Below are 17,194 nucleotides of genomic sequence, written 5' to 3'. Positions count from 1 at the left end.
CCATGTCCATGTCGCCCTCATCACCACTGCGCCTTCCCCGACTTGGAGTAGAGGTGCTCGGGACGCCCCGACTGCCCGTAGCGCAGCCGGACGATCACCACGCCGCGGCTGGCCATCGTCGCCAGCCGTCGCTGCGCGGTCGCCCGTGACACCCCGGTGAGCTCGGCGACCTCGGTGGCGGTCCGTTCCTCGTCGCCCACCGCGGCAAGGACGAGCTGCTCGGTGGCCCAGGCCGTCGCGTCCCACTCCAGTTCGATCGTCGCCGTCTCCGGCATGGTCTTCGCCGCCGCGACCCTGGTCGGCGTCCTCAACGGCACCGGCATGGTCGACGCCATGGCCGAGTGGGTCACCACCGTCATCCCCGACTCGCTCGGTGGCTACCTCGCTCCGATCACCGGCCTGCTGTCGATGCCGTTCACCTTCTTCATGTCCAATGACGCCTTCTACTTCGGAGTCCTGCCGGTTCTGGCAGAGAGTGCGTCCCATTACGGCATCGAACCGGTGCAGATGGCGCAGGCGTCGATCACCGGTCAGCCGGTGCACATGCAGTCCCCGCTGGTGCCTGCGATCCTGCTGCTGGTGTCCCTGGCCAACGTCGGCCTGGGTGCCCACCACCGCAAGGTCCTGTGGCGCGCGGTCATCGTCTCCTTGGTGATGCTCGCCGTGGCGATACTCATCGGAGTCATCCCCTTCTACACCGGCTAATTTCTAAGCGTACTCTTGGTAACTATGAGTGAAATCACCACAGTTACCGTGCTGGGCACCGGCGTGCTCGGCTCACAGATCGTCATGCAGGCCGCCTACGCAGGGAAGGACGTCGTCGCCTACGACGTGAAGCAGGAGTTCCTGGACAAGCTCCCCGAGCGCTGGGAGTGGATGCGCGCACACTACGAGCGCGATCTGGACGACTTCTTCGACAACAAGTTCGACAGCGCCATCGAGCGGATCACCACCTCCACCGATCTGGCCCAGGCCGTGGGCTCCGCGGACGTGGTCATCGAGGCCATCCCGGAGAACCTGGAGCTGAAGCAGGAGGTCTGGGGCAATGTCGGTAAGGCGGTCAAGGACTCCGCGATCCTGCTGACCAACTCCTCCTCACTGCGCCCCTCCGATTTCGCGGACGCCACCGGCCACCCGGACCGTTTCCTGGCTCTGCACTTCGCCAACATGGTCTGGCGTCTGAACACCGGTGAGGTCATGGCGACCCCGAAGACCGATCCGGCGGTCTTCGAGCGCACCATCGAGTTCGCCCGCGAGATCAACCTGCAGCCCTTCCCGGTCCACAAGGAGACCCCGGGCTACCTGCTCAACAGCCTGCTCATCCCGTGGCTGGACGCCGCCGGTGATCTCTATGCCAACGAGGTCGCCAACCCGCACGTCATCGACGAGGACTGGAAGGTCTCCACCGGCGCCCCGAAGGGTCCGTTCGAGACCTACGACATCGTCGGCTTCAATGTGGCGGTGAACATCGCCCGCGGCAACCCGAACTCCACCGAGGCGAAGCAGAAGTTCGCCGACCTGCTCGATGAGCGGGGCATCCAGCAGGGCAAGGCCGGCCTCGGCGACGGTGTCGGATTCTACGAGTACGACGAGGAAGGCAATATCGTCCGCCCCAACCCGGACTGGGTCATCTACGAGTAGGGACGTCACGAGTCACCTGACCTCAGGTGCCGGATTGTGCGCCAGACGACAGTCACCATGGCACCCCAGGTGACGGCGGAGACCCCCCACAAGGGCATTCTGTAGGTTCCTCCTCCGGTCCAATCGGTCCATTCCACTCCCCCGAGTATGGACAGGACTGGGCCGATGCACCAGAGCGCCAGCCCCGTGAACAGGCCTATCCACATCGGCGTATCGGAACAGGTGGTACCCCGGTAATCAGCCCACGCCAGAGGTGCGATGCCCGCACCCGTGACGGCGAAACCGCCCGCGAGCATCGCGACCAAGCCGTGCTCGAACAAAAAATCCACTGTTCCCGTGAAGAGCAGCGCCAGGTAGACCACGAAAACCAGGGCGAATGCCGCGAAGGACAGGATCACCGGCCGCCCGCTGTCATTCCGGGGGTCATTCCGTTTCCGGCGTTTCCTACTTTTGCTGGAGAACATGGCGTCTCCATTGTTGCGCTGATCAGCCCCCCCCCCCCCCCGGTGAAAGGGGCAGGAACCCGACCAGTCAGCCTCAGTACACCGTCTGCGACCTGTCCAACTCCCCGGCCGCCCGCCGCACTCCCGGATTCCCGGCGTCCGTCAGGTAACTCGCCCCGTGGGACAGTCCGGCGCCCGGACTCAGCACCTCCCCGTACAACCAGTCCACCTGCGTGCGGTGGTGGTCGATGTCCACCACCATGTGACCGTGGCGGGTCAGGTCGACGTACTTGTACCAGGAGTCGACCTCGGTGATGATCCGCTCCCCCAGCGTCAGCACCTCGTCGATCACCGGTTTCACCTCCGGTGCAGGGGCGATGGAATCATAGGCGCTCGCGGCGGTGACCGACGGGGTGACGAACTCCGCGGCCGCCGCGGTGGTGTCCCTGCCCAGCCGGTAGGCCCCAGCGTCCACCGGGATGTCGGACGCCCAGGATGTGTGGATGTCACCGGTCAGGAACACCACATTGCCCTCGCCGCGGTTGTTGCGGTCGGTAATGAGGTCCACGATCCGCTGACGCTCGGCCATGTAGCCGTCCCACTGGTCGGCGTTGAGCGCGATGCCGTCCTCCGGCAGGCCGAGCTGGGTCACCAGCCAGTCGTGCACCCGCGGGTCCAGGGTGTTCGGCAGGGTCATCGGGGCGAACATCACCGAGTTCCCGATGACCTGCCAGGTGGTCGGTGAGGTGGTCAGGACGTCGGCGAACCAGTCGAACTGGGTGCGTCCCAGCATGGTGCGTTCATCCTTGCCGACCGAGCGTAGGTAGTCCGGGTCGGCGGGCACCCCGGACTCCGATTCGGACATCAGCACCTGGGCGTCCCGGTAGGTGCGCAGGTCCGGGATGATCAGCTCGAACAAGGTGCCGTAGCGCAGGTGCCGGTACAGGTGGCGGGTGTCGGTGGTGCCGAATCCCTCGCCGGCGCGCACCGGCATCCATTCGAAGTAGGCCTGGGTGGCGGCCTGCTTCACCGCTGCATAGTCAGGGTAGTCCGAGTCGCCGGTGGCACCGTCACGCCAGGCATTGTCGTAGAACTCGTGGTCGTCCCATACGCAGATCATCGGCTTGGAGGCGTGCAGGTCCGCCAGGTCCGCGTCGCGCCGGTAGTGCCCCTGTCGGATCCGGTAATCGGTGAGCGTGGTGGTGCGGTTCGCGGGCGCGGTCCTGCGCACGATGTTGTCGTAGGCCGCGCCGTATTCACCGGTCTCGTACTCGTAGGTGTAGTCACCCAGGTGCAGGACGAACTCTACGTCGTCGCGCTCGGCGAGCGAGCGGTAGGCGCGGAAGTAGCCGGCCTCATAGTTGGAGCAGGACACCACCCCGAAGCGCAGTCGGCCGGGGTCGTCGCCGTCGGCCGGCGCGGTGCGGGTGCGTCCGACGCGGGAGGACGCTCCGGCTGCCGGGCCGCCGACGACGGTGAAACGGTAGTGGTAGGTCGTCGCCGGTGACAGCCCGGTGACGTCCACCTTCACCGTATGGTCCCGGTCGGCGTCGGTGGTCAGGGTGCCGGACGCGACGGCCGAGCCGAAGTCCGGCGTGGTTCCGACCTCCCAGCGCACCTCGGTGGGCTCCCCTGCCCCGGATCCCGGGGTGGCGTCGGCGGTGGGGGTCACCCGGGTCCAGATGACGACGCTGTCGGATCGGGGGTCACCCGAAGCGACGGAGTGGGCGAAGACCTCGTCGGACCGTGCGGAACCAGAGGATTCGCCGCCAGTAGCCTCGTCAGTGGCTACCCCGGCGGACGCCTGTCCGACGAACCGTGCGGCGACGACGCCGGCCCCTCCTGCTGCTGCACCTGCCAGGAAACGGCGGCGTTTCATTGAAGTTCTCCTCGGTGACGCCTGTGGATCATGACGTCACGAGAGCCTATCGGTGCCCACCGGGGTTTACCAAGTGAGCCACCTGCGGCAACGTAATCGTCGGCAGGTGTTCATCCCGGGTTCACCCTAGAGCAGGGAGTAGTCCTGCTGGGTCAGTCGGGCGGTGACGCCGTCGGCGGAGATGAGGGCTGCGCCGTCCTCGGTGAGGTCGACGGTGAAGCGGTCACCGACGCGGGTGACCGTGCCCGGCTCGAGCTCACCGACCAGGTCGACACCGGCGGCGTTGCCGAGCAGGGCGTAGAGCTCGGGGTCGCCACCCTTGCGGTAAGCCACACCGTTGGCGTCGCCGCCGCGGGTGGCCGGCCACTCGGTCTCGACATTGGCCTGGCAGCCCCAGTCGAAGCCGTCGGCTTCCTGGTCCTCGCGGAACATGCAGGTCAGTGCGGTACCGTCGGACATGGTGACGGTGTAGTCACCGAGCTCGACCTGGGTGGCTTCCTGCTCCTGGTCCTGATCCGGCTGCTCCGACTGCTCCTGCTGGGTCGCCGGTGCCGGTGCCGGTGCGGAGTCACCGAGGGTGGGATCCGGAGCGTCAGATTCATACGCTGCGTCTGAGCTCGACAGGGCGGCGTTGACGTGGTCGTCCTCCACCGTGGAGTCCGAATCGGAACTGCACGAGGTCAGCCCGAACCCCAATGCGACCGCGACAGCGGCTGCAGCAGTGGTGACGGTTGCGGGTCGGCGGGTACGACGCACGGCGGGACCTCTTTCACAGATGATTGTCGGTGTCTCCCCTCCACCGTGCCATGTTATGGAAGTTAATGAAAGTGGAGAAAGTGATGAGGAGTGCCTTCCTACTACGGCCCCCGGGCATCGCCCCGCCTATTCCGACGCTAACCTGGCGCGAATGACGTCAGGAGAAGGATCAGTGTTCCGGGACCGCCGCGGCCCCATCCTCATCGCCATCATGCTGTCCTCGGCACTGATGGCCGTCGACGCCACGATCCTGGCCACCGCCGTCCCCAGCATCGTCGCCGACCTCGGCGACTTCTCCCGCTTCCCCTGGCTGTTCTCCGGATATCTGCTGGCCCAGGCCGTCACCGTCCCCATCTTCTCGAAGCTGGCCGACACCTACGGACGCAAACCGGTCATCCTCACCGGCATCGCCATGTTCATCATCGGGTCGGCGATCGCCGTGTTCGCCCCGTCGATGACGCTGCTGATCATATGCCGCATCGTCCAGGGTATCGGTGCCGGTGCGGTCCAGCCGATGGGCCAGACCATCGCCGGAGACATCTACACGGTGAAGGAACGGGCGCGCGTCCAGGGTTACCTGGCCAGTGTGTGGGGCCTGTCTTCGGTGATGGGGCCTTTGATCGGCGGTGTGTTCGCCCAGTATGTCTCGTGGCGTTGGATATTCGTGATCAATGTTCCGCTGGGGCTGCTCGCCGCGGTGATGGTCTGGCGCAATTTCCAGGAGAAGGTCGAGCGTACCCGCCACCGGATCGACGTCGAAGGTGCGCTCGTGCTCACCGTCGCCCTCACCCTGTTGCTTCTGGGGCTGCTGGAAGGCGGCACCGGATGGGCCTGGGCCTCCGAGGAGTCCCTGGTCTGCTTCGGCGGTGGGGCACTGGCCCTCGGGGTCTTCGCGCTGGTGGAGCGCCGCGCAGCTGAACCGGTGATCAGTATGCATCTGCTCAGCCGCCGCCTGATCATCAACGCGGTATGTATCTCCGCGTCCATCGGCGGCATTGTGCTCGGCCTCACCAGTTTCGTGCCGACCTACCTGGAGCGCGCAGCACACGCGACCCCGGTCGCCGCTGGCCTCGCAGTAGCAGCCCTGACGATCGCCTGGCCGCTGGCGAGTGCGAATGCAGGACGTATCTACATCCCCCACGGCTTCCGTGCATCGATCACCATGGGTTCGACCATCACCACGGTCGGCGCTCTGTTGCTGCTGGTCATAGTGGGTCACCCAAGTGTGTGGTTGGTGGTGGCCGTGGCACTGGTGATCGGCGCGGGCCTGGGGTTCGTCGCCGCGCCGAACGTAGTCGCTGCCCAGGCATCGGTCGGGTGGTCCGAGCGAGCGGAGGTCACCGGGCTGACGATGTTCGCCCGTTCGGTGGGAAGTGCCGTGGCCGTGGCCGTCTACGGTACGGTCTCCAACGGGATCATCGCCGACGGCGCCGGGCCGGACGACCCGGCCACCATCGTGGACGCCACCACCGGCGTGTTCTACGGCGTCGTCGTTGCCGCCGTGCTGCTGCTCGTGTCGGCCTGGTCACTGCCGCGCGCACCGGGGTCGGGGCCGGTCCGTCCTGTTCACGGCGATGAGAAATGAACCGCGTGACACGAATACCCGGGTCGCTGCGGTGACGACGACGGACGGGCGATCACGATCGGCGCTCAGGGGCGATCGCGTCGGCTGACAAGCGGGACGAAGCGGTACAACCCGTACTGGCTGGCCTGCACATCCTGCCCTGGATCGACTGGCTTCCGGACCACGGTCATCACCCCGTCGACCGGGCAGACCAGGACCCCGCCGGGCGCCAGTTGGTCGACGAGTTCCTGTGGCACACTGCCTCGGGCATCCGCGGACACAAGGATGCGGTCGTAAGGTGCGCCGTCGGGATACCCCAGGACGGACTCATCGGCATGCAGGACACGGGCGTTGGTGACCCCGAGAGCGTCCAGGGTGCCCTGCGACCTGTCGACCATCTCGACGAGCAGTTCGACCCCGGTCACGGCCCCTGTCACTGTGCCGTCCTGCGTGCCACCTTCCCGGATCAGCGCGGCGAGGATGGCGGTCGTCCACCCGGACCCGGAGCCGACGTCGAGGACGTTGTTCCCGGGAACCGGGTCAAGCAGTTCCAGCATGGTGCGCACGGTGGTGGGCTGCGAGCAGGTTGAACCGCCTCCGATGGGGAGGGCGATGTCGAAACCTGCGCTGCCCTTCTGCTTCTCGGGAAGGAAGGCCTCGCGGGCCACAGTTCGCATGGCATCGTCGATGCGGCTCATGCCCCCCAGCCTAGCGACATAGGATCTCTCGAACACTGTGTTCGAACGCCAACATTTCGTGTCCGGACGCCCCGGTAGTCTCAATGAGCCTCAGTGCCACACCCCTCGACAAGGAGACACCACGACACCATGTACAACCACCCGGACCGCTTCGACCCCACCGCCGCTGAACCCCCTACTCACCGTGATCGCCGTGATGAGAATGATGACCGTGACAAGGATCCGGACCTCATCATGGAGGCCCTGAACACCATGCACGCACACTGCACCAAGGCCAAACAGCACAGATTGGTGATGGACCATCTCAGCCGCCTGGGGCTGATCCCGCTGGTCGCACCGTTCAACGCCTCGATCGCGCTGACGACGGATCCGGAGGCGACCTACCTGGCCACCCCGGACGAGTGGCACCGGTTGAACAGAGCTCCGAAGCCGGGAAGCAATCCCATCTCGATCCAGAAGGCGCTGGGGCCGGTGTCCTATGTCTGGGACATCCGGAACACCGTGAAGATCGGCCCGTCCCAGTCCCCCCCCCGCGGTTTCCTGGCCCCGCCGGAGATCCACCGACTCGCCGTGACCGACTACCCCGCGTCCCTGGACGACTGTCTCAAAGAGATCATCAAGATCACCCGCAGTATGAAGAGCGGCTCGGAGCGCAAGGGCGATGACGCCGACCAGGTGAATATGTTCCCGCAGGTCTGGGAAAGGAAGGTCGATGCGCAGGTCAAGGAAGCTCTGAACACCACCGACGGTAACGCCGACGAGAAATTCGGAGCGGTGGTCCGCACCTGCGCCGCCCTTGTCCTCGCTCACGACGGTGACTCCCCGAAACGGAAGTTCCGGTCCCTCCTGCCCGAGGAGACGAAGATCTTCGAACAGGCGGCCGTGGAGTGGATCCTGCGGCAGGTCATCACCAATGAGTCGGTGGTCCCGACCGACCTGGAGCCGTACTCCTCCGGGACGAAGCCGATCCCGGAGGGTCTCCACCTGAAGTGGTTGGTCTCGGCGGCGAGCAAGTTCTACGGCTCGATCCGCAGTGGCACCTTGCCGAAGGAATGGTCCCCGGCCTACCACTGACTCTTCTGGCTACTGAATCTTCTGGTCGGCGGTGGTCTGGGTGTCCGCGAAGTCACTGTCGACCTCGGCCTCAGCCGCAGCGGTGTTCATCGACCGCTCATAGGCGGCCTCGGAGTGCAGTGCCAGGTCGATGCCGGCACCCTCGTCCTCCTCCGAGATGCGGATCGGGTGGATCTTGTCCATGACCCAGGCGATGGCGTAGGTCATGCAGAAGGAGAAGCCGACGGTGACCACGATGGCCACGATCTCACGCCAGATCAGGTCCGGGGAGCCGCCGAAGAACACTCCGGCACGCTCCGCCGGGGCAGCCGCGGTACCGAAGAAGACCACGAACATCGCACCGGCCATACCGCCGACACCGTGGACGGCGAAGACGTCCGCCGAGTCGTCGATGCCCCAGCGGCGGGCCAGCTTGATCGCACCGAATGCGGCCGCCGAGGCGAGCAAACCGACGCAGATCGCGCCGACCGGGTGCACCGCATCGGCCACCGGGGTGATGCCGACCAGTCCGGCGATCATGCCGGTACCGAGACCTAGCAGGGTGTAGTGGCCGTTGACCAGTCGCTGCATGATGATGAAGCCGAGCATGCCACCGGCCAGCGCCAGCAGCGAGGTCATGACCACGTACTGGGCCAGGAAGTCCGCCGCACCGGCGGTACCGCCGTTGAACCCGATCCAGCCGACGGCCAGCAGGCCGGCGCCGATCAGCATCAGCGGGAGGTTGTGCGGCTTGTCGCCGCTCTTGGCACGACGACGACCCAGGAAGATGGCCAGGGCCAGTCCGGCGGCACCGGCGTTCATGTGGACCGCCGTACCACCGGCGTAGTCGTGGAGGTCGAGGACGTTGACCATCCAGCCACCCTTGGTGCCTGCGTCCTCGTCATCGGCGGCGAAGACCCAGTGGGCCATCGGCGCGTACACCAGCAGGACCCAGATCGCCGAGAAGATCATCCAGGCGTCGAACTTCATGCGTCCTGCCGCGCCGGAGGCGACCAGGGCGACACTGATGGCCGCGAAGAGGGCGAAGAAGGCGGAGTCCAGGGTGGTACCGGCACCGTCGTCGGTCATCAGGTCGTTGAAGAAGGCGAATTCGAAGGGGTCACCGATCAACCGGAGTCCGGCGACGGTGTCGCCGAGGACCAGACCATGCCCCACCATCACGTACACGACGGTGGTGACCGCCAGGGACGACATCACCATCATCATCATGTTCAGGACGCTTCGTCCGTTCAGCATTCCGCCGTACAGCATCGCCAGTCCCGGGAACATCAGTAGAACCAGGGCGAATGCGGCCAGAATCCACGCTACGTCTGCAGCTGGCATTGTTCACTCCTCTTTGTGTGTCATGTCGTGTTCGTTGATGAATCTATGGTGCTGCCATTGCGGCGGTATCCCGCCGCGGTTTCTTTCGGATTAACTCGGATTACGCCAGCACCGGCGTGTCCCAGAGGTTCAGCACCTGGCCGATGTTCTTCTCCTCGGCGGCGGCGTAGAGGTCGGTGGCCCAGGCGACATCTTCGACGGGCATGCCGCCGACGGAGTAGATCGTCACTGTCTCGGGATCCCAGCCCGGGGCCTTGCCCTCGGCGACATCGGCGACGACCTCGATCTTCTCCTTCGGCAGCGCACCCTCACGCGCCAGGTCGTACCACTTGGTGCCGGGGATGCCGAGCAGGACGAACGCCTGGTCGCCGTACTCCTCCTCCCAGGCCTCGTAGAGTCCGTAGGCGTCGACGACCAGGCGGGCATCACCGGCGAGGAACTCATCGTCGAAGCGGGCGGCGGCCGGGGCGGCGACAAGGCAACCGGGCTTCAGCCACTCCTGCCTGAAGTACGGGAAGGCGGACGGCCCGGCGGCGTCCGTGGTGGTGGACGCCATCACGATGTCGGCGTCCTTCACGGCCTCCTCGATGGAGTCCGCGGTGACGACCTCGACGCCGGGGTACCTGTCGTTGATGTAGGCGGCGAAGGAATCGACGCCGCGCTGGCTGCGCCCCTTGACCTTGATGGTCTCGATGCCGGGACGCAGCGCCATGATGGCGTCGGTGTTCGTCTTGGCCATCACGCCCGGGCCGATGACGGCGAGGACGGTGGAGTCCGGGTTGGACAGGTACTTCACGCCGACACCGGGGACTGCCCCGGTCCGCACGGCGGAGAGGATGTTGGCGCTCATGATCGCCTTCGGCGCACCGGTGACGGTGTCATTGAGGACGAAGACGTGGATGGAGCGCGGCAGTCCGTCCTGCTTGTTCTCGGCATTGGAGCCGTACCACTTCACACCGGTGTTGTTGAAACGCCCGCCGAGGTAGGCCGGCATGGCCATGAAGCGACGGTCCGGGCCGTCGGCGGGCATTCCCTCGAACCCCGGATCCTTCGGGAAGGAGATCATCGCGCCATGGGAATTGTGGTTGAGTCCGGCCATCATGTAGTCGCCCTGGTTGAGCAGGATCAGGGTCTCCTCCATGACATCGACGCAGCGGGCGATGTCCAGGACACCGGCCTCGATCATGTCGGGCTCGCTGAGGTACCGGAAGTTGATGGTCGTCATGGTTGCTGACTCCTCGGGGTCGTGACACGGGGCGGGCGTCTCTCGCCTGCCTACTGGCGTGTTCATCGCTGCGTTCATCACAGTGTTCAACGTTGAACAGTGAGAAACTCTATGAGCACGCTTTTGCCGTGGTGTCTCGACTCCATTACTGGGGGATTAACGATCCCCGGACCCTCAGCTATGACACGAGATGCGCCAATGCGCGGACGAGAACGCGCAGGCCAGCTACCACATCATCGTCTGCGGCGTCCTCCAACGGCGAGTGTGAGATCCCGTGGGGAGAGCGCACGAACAGCATCGATGTGGGCACCCGGGCGGCCAGGATCCCGGAGTCATGCCCGGCCTGGGTCGGCAGCTCCGGCAGATACTCCCCGGCGTCGGCGGCGAGCTTGGCGTGCATCTCCCGCAGGTCCGGGTCGAAGTCCACGACCGGAGCATAGGACGTCCGCGTCACCGTCAGCGTCACCCCGTTGGCCGTGGTCGTCTCCCTGGCGACGCGCGAGATCCGCTCGACCAGTTCGTCGAGGGTCCAGTCATCCTTCGCCCGGGCATCCAGCAACGCGACGACCGTCGCCGGGACGACATTCGGCCCACCCGGTACCACCTGGAAGCGTCCGAAGGTGGCACGCGCCCCGTCCATCTCCTCGGCCACCGCCCGCGCCGCCAGCAGTGTGGACGCGAAAGGAACGGCCGCATCCCGGCGGTCCTCCATCCGACAGGTGCCGGCATGGTCGGCCACGCCCTCGAAAGTGAACTCCCATCGACCGTGCGGCCAGATGGCGGTGGCCACCCCCACCGGCGCGTCCAGCCCGACGAGGTTCTTTCCCTGCTCGATGTGCACCTCCACCTGGGCGCCGGTCCGCGCCAGCCCCTCATGGTCCTCCCCGATCGCCTGCGGGTCGGCACCGGCGGCACGCATCGCCTCTGCCAGTGTCACCCCGTCGGCATCGGTCAGCCCCCGGGCGGCCTCGGGGTCGATCGCACCGCTCATCAGTTTCGACCCCAGGCACGCCACCCCGAAGCGGGCGCCCTCCTCGTCCATGTAGTCGACGACGGCGAGGGGACGCCGACGGGTCAGCGTCCCACTCCGCTCCGCGGCCGCCAGTGCGTCTACCGCCAGGAACCCGAGGACGACACCGAGCGGGCCGTCCCACAATCCACCGTCGGGCACGGAGTCCAGGTGGGAACCGGTGGCGACGGCACCGGCCGCCGGCTCACCCCACCAGGCCCGGATATTGCCGTTGACGTCGGTGGCGACGTCCATCCCCCGGGCCTCGGCCTGGCTGGTGAACCAGGCGCGCAGTGCTGCGTCCTCCTCGGTCCAGGAGAAGCGGCGCACGCCGGACTCCCCCACACCGATGGCGTTGAGCTCGCCCCACATGGTGCGGAAGGTCTCCATCAGTGCGGTCACGTCGATCTCGGCGGCGACGGGATCGGTGGTGGTTTCTTGATGCTCGTTCATGGTCGGATGTCTCTCCTGTCGTGAGAATGCAACGGCCGTGTCACACAGTCGTCACATTCCCTATGTTTCCTGTCAGTGATTGGCATTTCACGACAAGAATCACGGTTCATACGATAGCAGACAGTGGGAGAACATGAACACACACGACAACCCCAACAACCCCAACAACCCCAACAACTACGACTACGTGATCGTCGGCGGTGGCCTCGAAGGCCTGGCCATCGCCTGGGGACTGACCTCCCGCGGTGAGAAGAGCGTCCTGGTCCTGGAGCGCAACCAGCTGTGCGCCGGGATGACCGGCAAATCCTCCGGCGTGGTCCGCGCCCACTACGGCTCCCCCTCGGTGGCGAAGATGGGCTGGAACGGCATGCAGTTCCTGCACAATGCCACAGAGATCCTCGACGACGACTGCGGCTTCCGCAACTGCGGGTACATGGTCGGCGTCGGCGAGGAGAACGCCGACGCCCTGGCCGCCAACATCGCCATGCAGCAGAGTCTCGGGGTGGACGTCGAGTTCATCTCCGGGGACACCGCCCGTGACCTGTGGCCCGGCCTGCACGTCGACGACTTCGCCTCCATCGCCTATGAAGCACTCGGTGGACGTGGTGACGCGCCGATGCTCGGCATGGCCTTCTCGCTGGCCGCCCGCAAGCAGGGCGCGAAGATCCGCACCAGCACCACCGTCACCGGTTTCACCACCGGGGCGGACGGTGCGGTGACCGGCGTCGAGTTGGCCGACGGCACGACGGTCGGCGCTGGACAGGTCATCCTCGCCACCGGCGCCTGGGCCCGCGAACTCGGCGGCACGGTCGGCCTCGATCTGCCGGTGTACGCCCAGCGGGCCCAGTTGATGCTGGTCAACCCCGGCGCGGACCTGGGCCAGGTGCCGGTACTGTCCGACCTGGTCAGCCTGCAGTACCTCTGCGGGGAGCCCAACGGCGACATCCTCTGCGGCAATTCCGACCACACCGAACCTCACTGGGCTGACCCGGACAATTACCCCAACAAGGCCGACGACAACTTCATCGAGTGGACCATCGGCAAGATGATGCACCGCCTGCCGGATATGCCGAACCCCGCACTGACCAGCACCTACGCCGGCTGCTACGACACCACACCGGACTACAACCCGATCATCGGCCCCAGTGGGGTGGACGGGCTCTTCCTCGCGGTGGGCTTCGCCGGTCACGGCTACAAGATCGCCCCGGCCGTCGCCGACCTGGTCGCCGACCTGCTGTTGCTCGGCGACTCCCGGGACCCGGACATCCGTGCGGCCGACTTCCGCCTGTCCCGGTTCGCCGAGAACGACCTCACCGTCAGCCTGCACCCGTACGTCGGCGCCGGGGAGATGAGATGACGTTAAGATCTGTCGACATGACCTCCGACATCACCCCCGACCACGAGATCCTCGACGACACGACCCCGGTCGAGGACCGGTCCATCGAGGTCGGGCTGGGCAACCGGGTGCGCGCACTGCGTCACTCCCGGGGCATGTCGGTGGCCGGCCTGGCCGAACGGGCCGGGCTGTCCAAGGCCATGATGTCGAAGATCGAGAACGCACAGACCTCCTGTTCCCTGACCTCCGTCGCCAGCCTCGCCGAGGCCCTGGATGTGCCGGTGTCCACCCTGTTCGACGATGCCCAGGTGGAGCGTCCCGCCGCCTACACCCCGGCCGGCACCGGAACCCGGATCGCCGGACGGGGTTCCCGCCACAACCACATCTACGAACTCCTCGGCTCCTTCCGCGGCCAGGGCGACGCCACCTCCGGCCCGCACCTGGAGCCGGTGCTGGTGACCCTGCACGACTCGTCCGAGACCCACCCGCGCTTCCAGCACCCCGGCACCGAGTTGCTCTACATGCTCGAGGGCGACATGGTCTACCGGCACCAGGACACCGACTTCCGGATGCGTCCGGGCGATGCCCTGCTGCTGGACGGCCAGGCCGTCCACGGCCCCACCGAGCTCACCGAACTCCCGATCAGGTTCCTCGCCGTCACCGCCTACCCCCAGGACCGTTCATGACCTACCGCGTGGCCATCCACCACCCCACGGACCACCGTCCGCACGACCCGGAATTCCAGTCCCTGATCACCGGGCTCAACGACCAGGTGCGTGACACCGTCGAGTCATTGGGCTGGACCCCGGTGTTCTGTGCCGGGGATGCCGGGGATGCCGGTGCACCCGCCGACCTCATCGTCATCGTCGGCGGTGAGGACGTCCACCCGTCCTTCTACGGCGGCGCCACCGCCTACCCCGGTGTCGGCCATCTCGTCCCCACCGCCGATGCCGCCCAGATCGAGGTGGTCCGCACCGCGGTGGCGAACCGTACCCCGCTGCTGGGGATCTGCCGTGGCCTGCAGATCATCAATGTCGCCCTCGGCGGCACCCTGGTCCAGCACCTGGACGGTCACCGACACCACGGGGACGACCCCTTCGTGGAGACGGTGGTGACGGGAGCTCTCGCTGATGACCCGGTGCTCTGCACCCACCACCAGGCGATCGACCGGCTCGGCGAGGGGTTGGACTGTGAATGTGATCGCTATATGGCGTGGAATCTTGATGACTCGGTGTCGTGGTCTCGGAACTGGTGCATAGGCCGGTCCCGGCAGAAGCTCTGCCACGTTCGGTGGTGACCACGTCACCGCCGCATCGGGTCCTTTCGCCCTTCGCCGCTCATTCGACTCGTGGCGGACCCTTGTCACCGTCAGGGTGACTATCTACCGGCCGAGCGCTACCCCGTCGTCTCGCCAAGGCGAGGACAGTCGCGACAAGTGCAAAGGCAAGGCAGGCGAAGCCGACTACGGCACGCCACGATGACGGCGTGTCGGACATCGCGATGAGCAGACACCCTATGACTAGGGGAGTCAGCGGTGCGCCGAATGCCCTGAAGCTCACGTTGTTTCCTCCCCTCAGGAATCCCCCGGCAGGTGTGCTGGATGACCGAGCGTTCTTCTCTGGCGATGCTAGACGGTAGGTGACTGGCTGGTGCTTTCTACCTGCTGCTGTTTGTATGTCTGCGGCAGCCGGTGGTCGATGACTGCCCCGACTATCACACCGATTACCACGAGTATCAGCAGCGCGATCATCCCGGCGAACTGCTCCAGTACCGGGGTGGTTATCCCGAACCACTGAGGCCAGACTGCGTAGATAGCGACACAGATGACACCCAGTAGGCCGAACACGTTGAGGGCCTTCTGACCGGGTGTGCGTTTGTGCGGCCCGTCGAACTGGGCGGCGTAGTCTTCCGGGCTGCCCAGTTCCTGTTCGGCGGTGCCGCCGGTGGAGGAAACCGCATCATCGACGGTGTGCAGCACCTCGACGACTTTGTCTTCGCCGCAGCCTCTGCGGCGAAGTTCGTATGCGAGGTCATGGTGGTAGCTCATCGGTGTGCTCTCCTAGCTGGGTTTCGTGGTGCTCGGGGTGGTGACGGTGGCTGTGAGGATGTCGCAGACGTCTGACCACTGGGCTTGCAGGTGCTGGTAGTGATTTTTGCCCTCATCGGTGATGGTGAGGATCTTCCGGGCCGGCCCGGTCTCCGGGGTCTGCCAGTGACTAACGATGTAACCGGCGTCCTGCAGTTTGCTCAGGTGCGGGTACACCGTCGTTCCCCGCGCAGAGATACCAGCGGCGCGGAGCTTTTCGACGAGACCGTAACCATGGCACGGATCATCGCTAAGCAGGCCAAGAAGTAGCACTGGAAGCGAAGGACGCAACCATTCTCCGAAGCTCTTAGTCTCTGACATGACTACACCATATATAGAAGTAGTCTCTATAGCAACTAGTTGTAGTTTCGACCTGAACGGGTACTCGACCCGCAGTCTTGGAAATCTAAAGGTTTACAAGACACGCACAACGAGCATCTCAAAATCCGCGGCTCCTGCGGAAACCAACACGAAAAATGTCTTACCAACCTGTCTCACCGAAAAGTGTCCCGCCTTCTTCCATGCTGGGATTTAGTGAGGCATGATGGTGGGTATGAGACTGTTGGGCTACACCCGGGTATCCACCGTCGGTCAGGATCCGACACTTCAACACGACGCCTTGGTCACCGCCGGGGTCCAGAACCGTGATGTCTTCAGCGATGTCACCTCCGGGGCGAAGAATGCGATCGAGCGTCCCGGAATGAAGAAACTTCTCGCCTATGCCCAACCCGGTGACACGGTGGTGGTGTGGCGCATCGACCGGCTGGGCCGATCCCTGCTCGACGTACTCAACACGGTGAACCTGCTGCGCGAACGAGAGGTGAAGATTAAGTCGGTCTCTGACGGCATCGACCCGGAGACGTCCTCGGGTCGGCTGATGCTCGGGATGCTGGGGACTCTGGCTGAGTACGAACGAGAACTGATCACCGAACGCGTCAACGCCGGCATCGCCGCAGCGAAAGCCCAGGGCACCCGCTTCGGCCGACCACCTGTGGATCCAGAGGTGGTCGACCGCAAGCTCGCTATCGTCGCCGAGGAGAGAGCCAAAGGCCGTAGTGCCGAAGACGCCGCGAGCATGGTCGGCTGGTCGAGGGCAACACTGTACCGGCATCTGCAGGGTGCTAAACGACGACAGTCAGCACTGCCCGCCTGATGCGGGCACAATGACCAGGTCGTGAGGTGATGGTGATGGACGAGATGCAGCGCTGGGAGATCCTTCGCCTGCACATCGAAGACGGCATCACCCTGACCGACCTGGCACGGTCCACCGGCATCAGCACCCGCACTCTATCCCGGTGGGCTGCCCGCTACCGGGCCGACGGAATCCACGGTCTGCGCACCACCACACGATCCGATGCCGGGGCACATCGCATATCCGCGGAACTGGTCGCCTACATAGAACACCTCGGACTCACCAGGCCACGGCCATCGATGGCCGCCCTGCACCGCCTGGTGAACTCCCGAGCACAGCAACTATCGGTGAAACCACCCAGCTACGCCACGGTGCGTGGCATCATCCAAGCGCTTGACCCGGCGATGGTCACCCTCGCCTTGGAGGGCCCGGCGTCCTACCGGGATCGACACGAACTCGTCTACCGGCACCGGGCTGAACGCCCCAACGCCATCTGGCAGGCCGATCACACCCAACTCGACATCCTCATCCAGAACCCGGACGGCACGCCGACTCGCCCCTGGCTCACCATCATC

Annotated in this window: 17 protein-coding genes and 2 pseudogenes; 9 read left to right on the top strand and 10 right to left on the bottom strand. The window is 65.5% G+C overall.

Annotation, left to right across the window (positions count from 1 at the left end; translation table 11 throughout):
• Window positions 1-20: 20 nt before the first annotated feature.
• A pseudogene (locus ACTXPP_RS06305) lies at window positions 21-227 on the bottom strand (helix-turn-helix domain-containing protein); the annotation flags it as partial.
• A 13-nt stretch (window positions 228-240) separates the two neighbouring features.
• Here ACTXPP_RS06305 and citH point away from each other — a divergent pair.
• Together citH and ACTXPP_RS06295 are read left to right on the top strand one after the other, a co-directional pair.
• Window positions 241-705 (top strand): annotated as a pseudogene (gene citH, locus ACTXPP_RS06300) (citrate transporter CitH); the annotation flags it as partial.
• A gap of 24 nt (window positions 706-729) precedes the next feature.
• A complete protein-coding gene (locus tag ACTXPP_RS06295; RefSeq protein ID WP_443341361.1) occupies window positions 730-1,641 on the top strand; it encodes a 3-hydroxyacyl-CoA dehydrogenase in 912 nt (303 codons plus the stop codon).
• A 5-nt stretch (window positions 1,642-1,646) separates the two neighbouring features.
• Here the strand turns inward: ACTXPP_RS06295 and ACTXPP_RS06290 are convergent, their stop codons facing one another.
• The 3 genes from ACTXPP_RS06290 to ACTXPP_RS06280 all read right to left on the bottom strand — a co-directional run bounded on the left by ACTXPP_RS06290 (window position 1,647) and on the right by ACTXPP_RS06280 (window position 4,719).
• The gene (locus ACTXPP_RS06290) at window positions 1,647-2,105 is read right to left on the bottom strand and encodes a hypothetical protein (protein ID WP_443341360.1); all 459 of its coding nucleotides are present in this window, start codon (window positions 2,103-2,105) and stop codon (window positions 1,647-1,649) included.
• Window positions 2,106-2,178: 73 nt separating this feature from the next.
• Window positions 2,179-3,963, bottom strand: a complete 1,785-nt coding sequence (locus ACTXPP_RS06285; protein ID WP_443341359.1) for an alkaline phosphatase D family protein — start codon at window positions 3,961-3,963, stop codon at window positions 2,179-2,181.
• Between the two features lie 126 nt (window positions 3,964-4,089).
• Complete coding sequence (locus ACTXPP_RS06280) at window positions 4,090-4,719, bottom strand: hypothetical protein (protein WP_301497842.1); 630 nt, start codon at window positions 4,717-4,719, stop codon at window positions 4,090-4,092.
• A gap of 142 nt (window positions 4,720-4,861) precedes the next feature.
• Between ACTXPP_RS06280 and ACTXPP_RS06275 the strand changes: the two genes are divergently transcribed.
• On the top strand, window positions 4,862-6,304 hold the full coding sequence (locus ACTXPP_RS06275) for an MFS transporter (RefSeq protein WP_443341447.1): 1,443 nt from the start codon (window positions 4,862-4,864) through the stop codon (window positions 6,302-6,304).
• Window positions 6,305-6,369: 65 nt separating this feature from the next.
• Here the strand turns inward: ACTXPP_RS06275 and ACTXPP_RS06270 are convergent, their stop codons facing one another.
• Entirely contained in the window at window positions 6,370-6,981 is a 612-nt protein-coding gene (locus tag ACTXPP_RS06270) for a protein-L-isoaspartate O-methyltransferase family protein (RefSeq protein WP_301497846.1), read from the bottom strand.
• Between the two features lie 129 nt (window positions 6,982-7,110).
• Here ACTXPP_RS06270 and ACTXPP_RS06265 point away from each other — a divergent pair, with 129 nt between their 5' ends.
• Complete coding sequence (locus ACTXPP_RS06265; protein ID WP_443341357.1) at window positions 7,111-8,055, top strand: hypothetical protein; 945 nt, start codon at window positions 7,111-7,113, stop codon at window positions 8,053-8,055.
• 9 nt (window positions 8,056-8,064) lie between these two features.
• Here ACTXPP_RS06265 and ACTXPP_RS06260 read toward each other — a convergent pair whose 3' ends face one another.
• The 3 genes from ACTXPP_RS06260 to ACTXPP_RS06250 form a co-directional block, all read right to left on the bottom strand.
• Window positions 8,065-9,378 (bottom strand): ammonium transporter, encoded by a 1,314-nt coding sequence (locus ACTXPP_RS06260; RefSeq protein WP_443341356.1) that lies wholly within the window; start codon window positions 9,376-9,378, stop codon window positions 8,065-8,067.
• Window positions 9,379-9,478: 100 nt separating this feature from the next.
• Entirely contained in the window at window positions 9,479-10,603 is a 1,125-nt protein-coding gene (locus tag ACTXPP_RS06255) for a tyramine oxidase subunit B (RefSeq protein WP_301520187.1), read from the bottom strand.
• Between the two features lie 178 nt (window positions 10,604-10,781).
• A complete protein-coding gene (locus ACTXPP_RS06250; protein ID WP_443341355.1) occupies window positions 10,782-12,065 on the bottom strand; it encodes an allantoate amidohydrolase in 1,284 nt (427 codons plus the stop codon).
• A gap of 133 nt (window positions 12,066-12,198) precedes the next feature.
• Here ACTXPP_RS06250 and ACTXPP_RS06245 point away from each other — a divergent pair, with 133 nt between their 5' ends.
• From ACTXPP_RS06245 to ACTXPP_RS06235, 3 genes are read left to right on the top strand one after another with little or no spacing between them, the layout of a single operon-like run.
• Window positions 12,199-13,422, top strand: coding sequence for an NAD(P)/FAD-dependent oxidoreductase (locus tag ACTXPP_RS06245; RefSeq protein ID WP_443341354.1), 1,224 nt, complete (start codon window positions 12,199-12,201; stop codon window positions 13,420-13,422).
• A gap of 17 nt (window positions 13,423-13,439) precedes the next feature.
• Window positions 13,440-14,087: a helix-turn-helix domain-containing protein gene (locus tag ACTXPP_RS06240; protein WP_301495453.1), complete on the top strand. Its 648-nt coding sequence runs from the start codon at window positions 13,440-13,442 to the stop codon at window positions 14,085-14,087.
• Window positions 14,084-14,698, top strand: coding sequence for a gamma-glutamyl-gamma-aminobutyrate hydrolase family protein (locus tag ACTXPP_RS06235; RefSeq protein WP_443341353.1), 615 nt, complete (start codon window positions 14,084-14,086; stop codon window positions 14,696-14,698). Before ACTXPP_RS06240 ends, ACTXPP_RS06235 begins: the two co-directional genes overlap by 4 nt.
• A gap of 330 nt (window positions 14,699-15,028) precedes the next feature.
• Here the strand turns inward: ACTXPP_RS06235 and ACTXPP_RS06230 are convergent, their stop codons facing one another.
• Both ACTXPP_RS06230 and ACTXPP_RS06225 read right to left on the bottom strand, forming a co-directional pair.
• A complete protein-coding gene (locus tag ACTXPP_RS06230) occupies window positions 15,029-15,448 on the bottom strand; it encodes a DUF1129 domain-containing protein (RefSeq protein WP_443341352.1) in 420 nt (139 codons plus the stop codon).
• A 12-nt stretch (window positions 15,449-15,460) separates the two neighbouring features.
• The gene (locus tag ACTXPP_RS06225; protein ID WP_443341350.1) at window positions 15,461-15,808 is read right to left on the bottom strand and encodes a PadR family transcriptional regulator; all 348 of its coding nucleotides are present in this window, start codon (window positions 15,806-15,808) and stop codon (window positions 15,461-15,463) included.
• Window positions 15,809-16,031: 223 nt separating this feature from the next.
• On the opposite strand from ACTXPP_RS06225, the gene ACTXPP_RS06220 reads away from it, so the two are divergent.
• Together ACTXPP_RS06220 and ACTXPP_RS06215 are read left to right on the top strand one after the other, a co-directional pair.
• A complete protein-coding gene (locus tag ACTXPP_RS06220) occupies window positions 16,032-16,640 on the top strand; it encodes a recombinase family protein (RefSeq protein ID WP_443341348.1) in 609 nt (202 codons plus the stop codon).
• Between the two features lie 35 nt (window positions 16,641-16,675).
• Window positions 16,676-17,194 (top strand): helix-turn-helix domain-containing protein (locus ACTXPP_RS06215; protein ID WP_443341346.1); only part of this gene is annotated, 519 nt, incomplete at its 3' end.

This window comes from Candidatus Corynebacterium faecigallinarum (genome assembly GCF_052264515.1).
In the GTDB taxonomy this organism is placed as follows: domain Bacteria; phylum Actinomycetota; class Actinomycetes; order Mycobacteriales; family Mycobacteriaceae; genus Corynebacterium; species Corynebacterium faecigallinarum.
This window is presented reverse-complemented; position numbering and strand designations above follow the sequence as displayed.

What these genes read in the sequence shown, in the direction of transcription:
- ACTXPP_RS06255 (WP_301520187.1), bottom strand. Translation starts at nt 10,603, where the DNA reads ATGACGACCATCAACTTCCGGTACCTCAGCGAGCCCGACATGATCGAG.
- ACTXPP_RS06295 (WP_443341361.1), top strand. Translation starts at nt 730, where the DNA reads ATGAGTGAAATCACCACAGTTACCGTGCTGGGCACCGGCGTGCTCGGC.
- ACTXPP_RS06250 (WP_443341355.1), bottom strand. Translation starts at nt 12,065, where the DNA reads ATGAACGAGCATCAAGAAACCACCACCGATCCCGTCGCCGCCGAGATC.
- ACTXPP_RS06260 (WP_443341356.1), bottom strand. Translation starts at nt 9,378, where the DNA reads ATGCCAGCTGCAGACGTAGCGTGGATTCTGGCCGCATTCGCCCTGGTT.
- ACTXPP_RS06240 (WP_301495453.1), top strand. Translation starts at nt 13,440, where the DNA reads ATGACCTCCGACATCACCCCCGACCACGAGATCCTCGACGACACGACC.
- ACTXPP_RS06270 (WP_301497846.1), bottom strand. Translation starts at nt 6,981, where the DNA reads ATGAGCCGCATCGACGATGCCATGCGAACTGTGGCCCGCGAGGCCTTC.
- ACTXPP_RS06235 (WP_443341353.1), top strand. Translation starts at nt 14,084, where the DNA reads ATGACCTACCGCGTGGCCATCCACCACCCCACGGACCACCGTCCGCAC.
- ACTXPP_RS06265 (WP_443341357.1), top strand. Translation starts at nt 7,111, where the DNA reads ATGTACAACCACCCGGACCGCTTCGACCCCACCGCCGCTGAACCCCCT.
- ACTXPP_RS06285 (WP_443341359.1), bottom strand. Translation starts at nt 3,963, where the DNA reads ATGAAACGCCGCCGTTTCCTGGCAGGTGCAGCAGCAGGAGGGGCCGGC.
- ACTXPP_RS06220 (WP_443341348.1), top strand. Translation starts at nt 16,032, where the DNA reads ATGGTGGGTATGAGACTGTTGGGCTACACCCGGGTATCCACCGTCGGT.
- ACTXPP_RS06245 (WP_443341354.1), top strand. Translation starts at nt 12,199, where the DNA reads ATGAACACACACGACAACCCCAACAACCCCAACAACCCCAACAACTAC.
- ACTXPP_RS06230 (WP_443341352.1), bottom strand. Translation starts at nt 15,448, where the DNA reads ATGAGCTACCACCATGACCTCGCATACGAACTTCGCCGCAGAGGCTGC.
- ACTXPP_RS06290 (WP_443341360.1), bottom strand. Translation starts at nt 2,105, where the DNA reads ATGTTCTCCAGCAAAAGTAGGAAACGCCGGAAACGGAATGACCCCCGG.
- ACTXPP_RS06225 (WP_443341350.1), bottom strand. Translation starts at nt 15,808, where the DNA reads ATGTCAGAGACTAAGAGCTTCGGAGAATGGTTGCGTCCTTCGCTTCCA.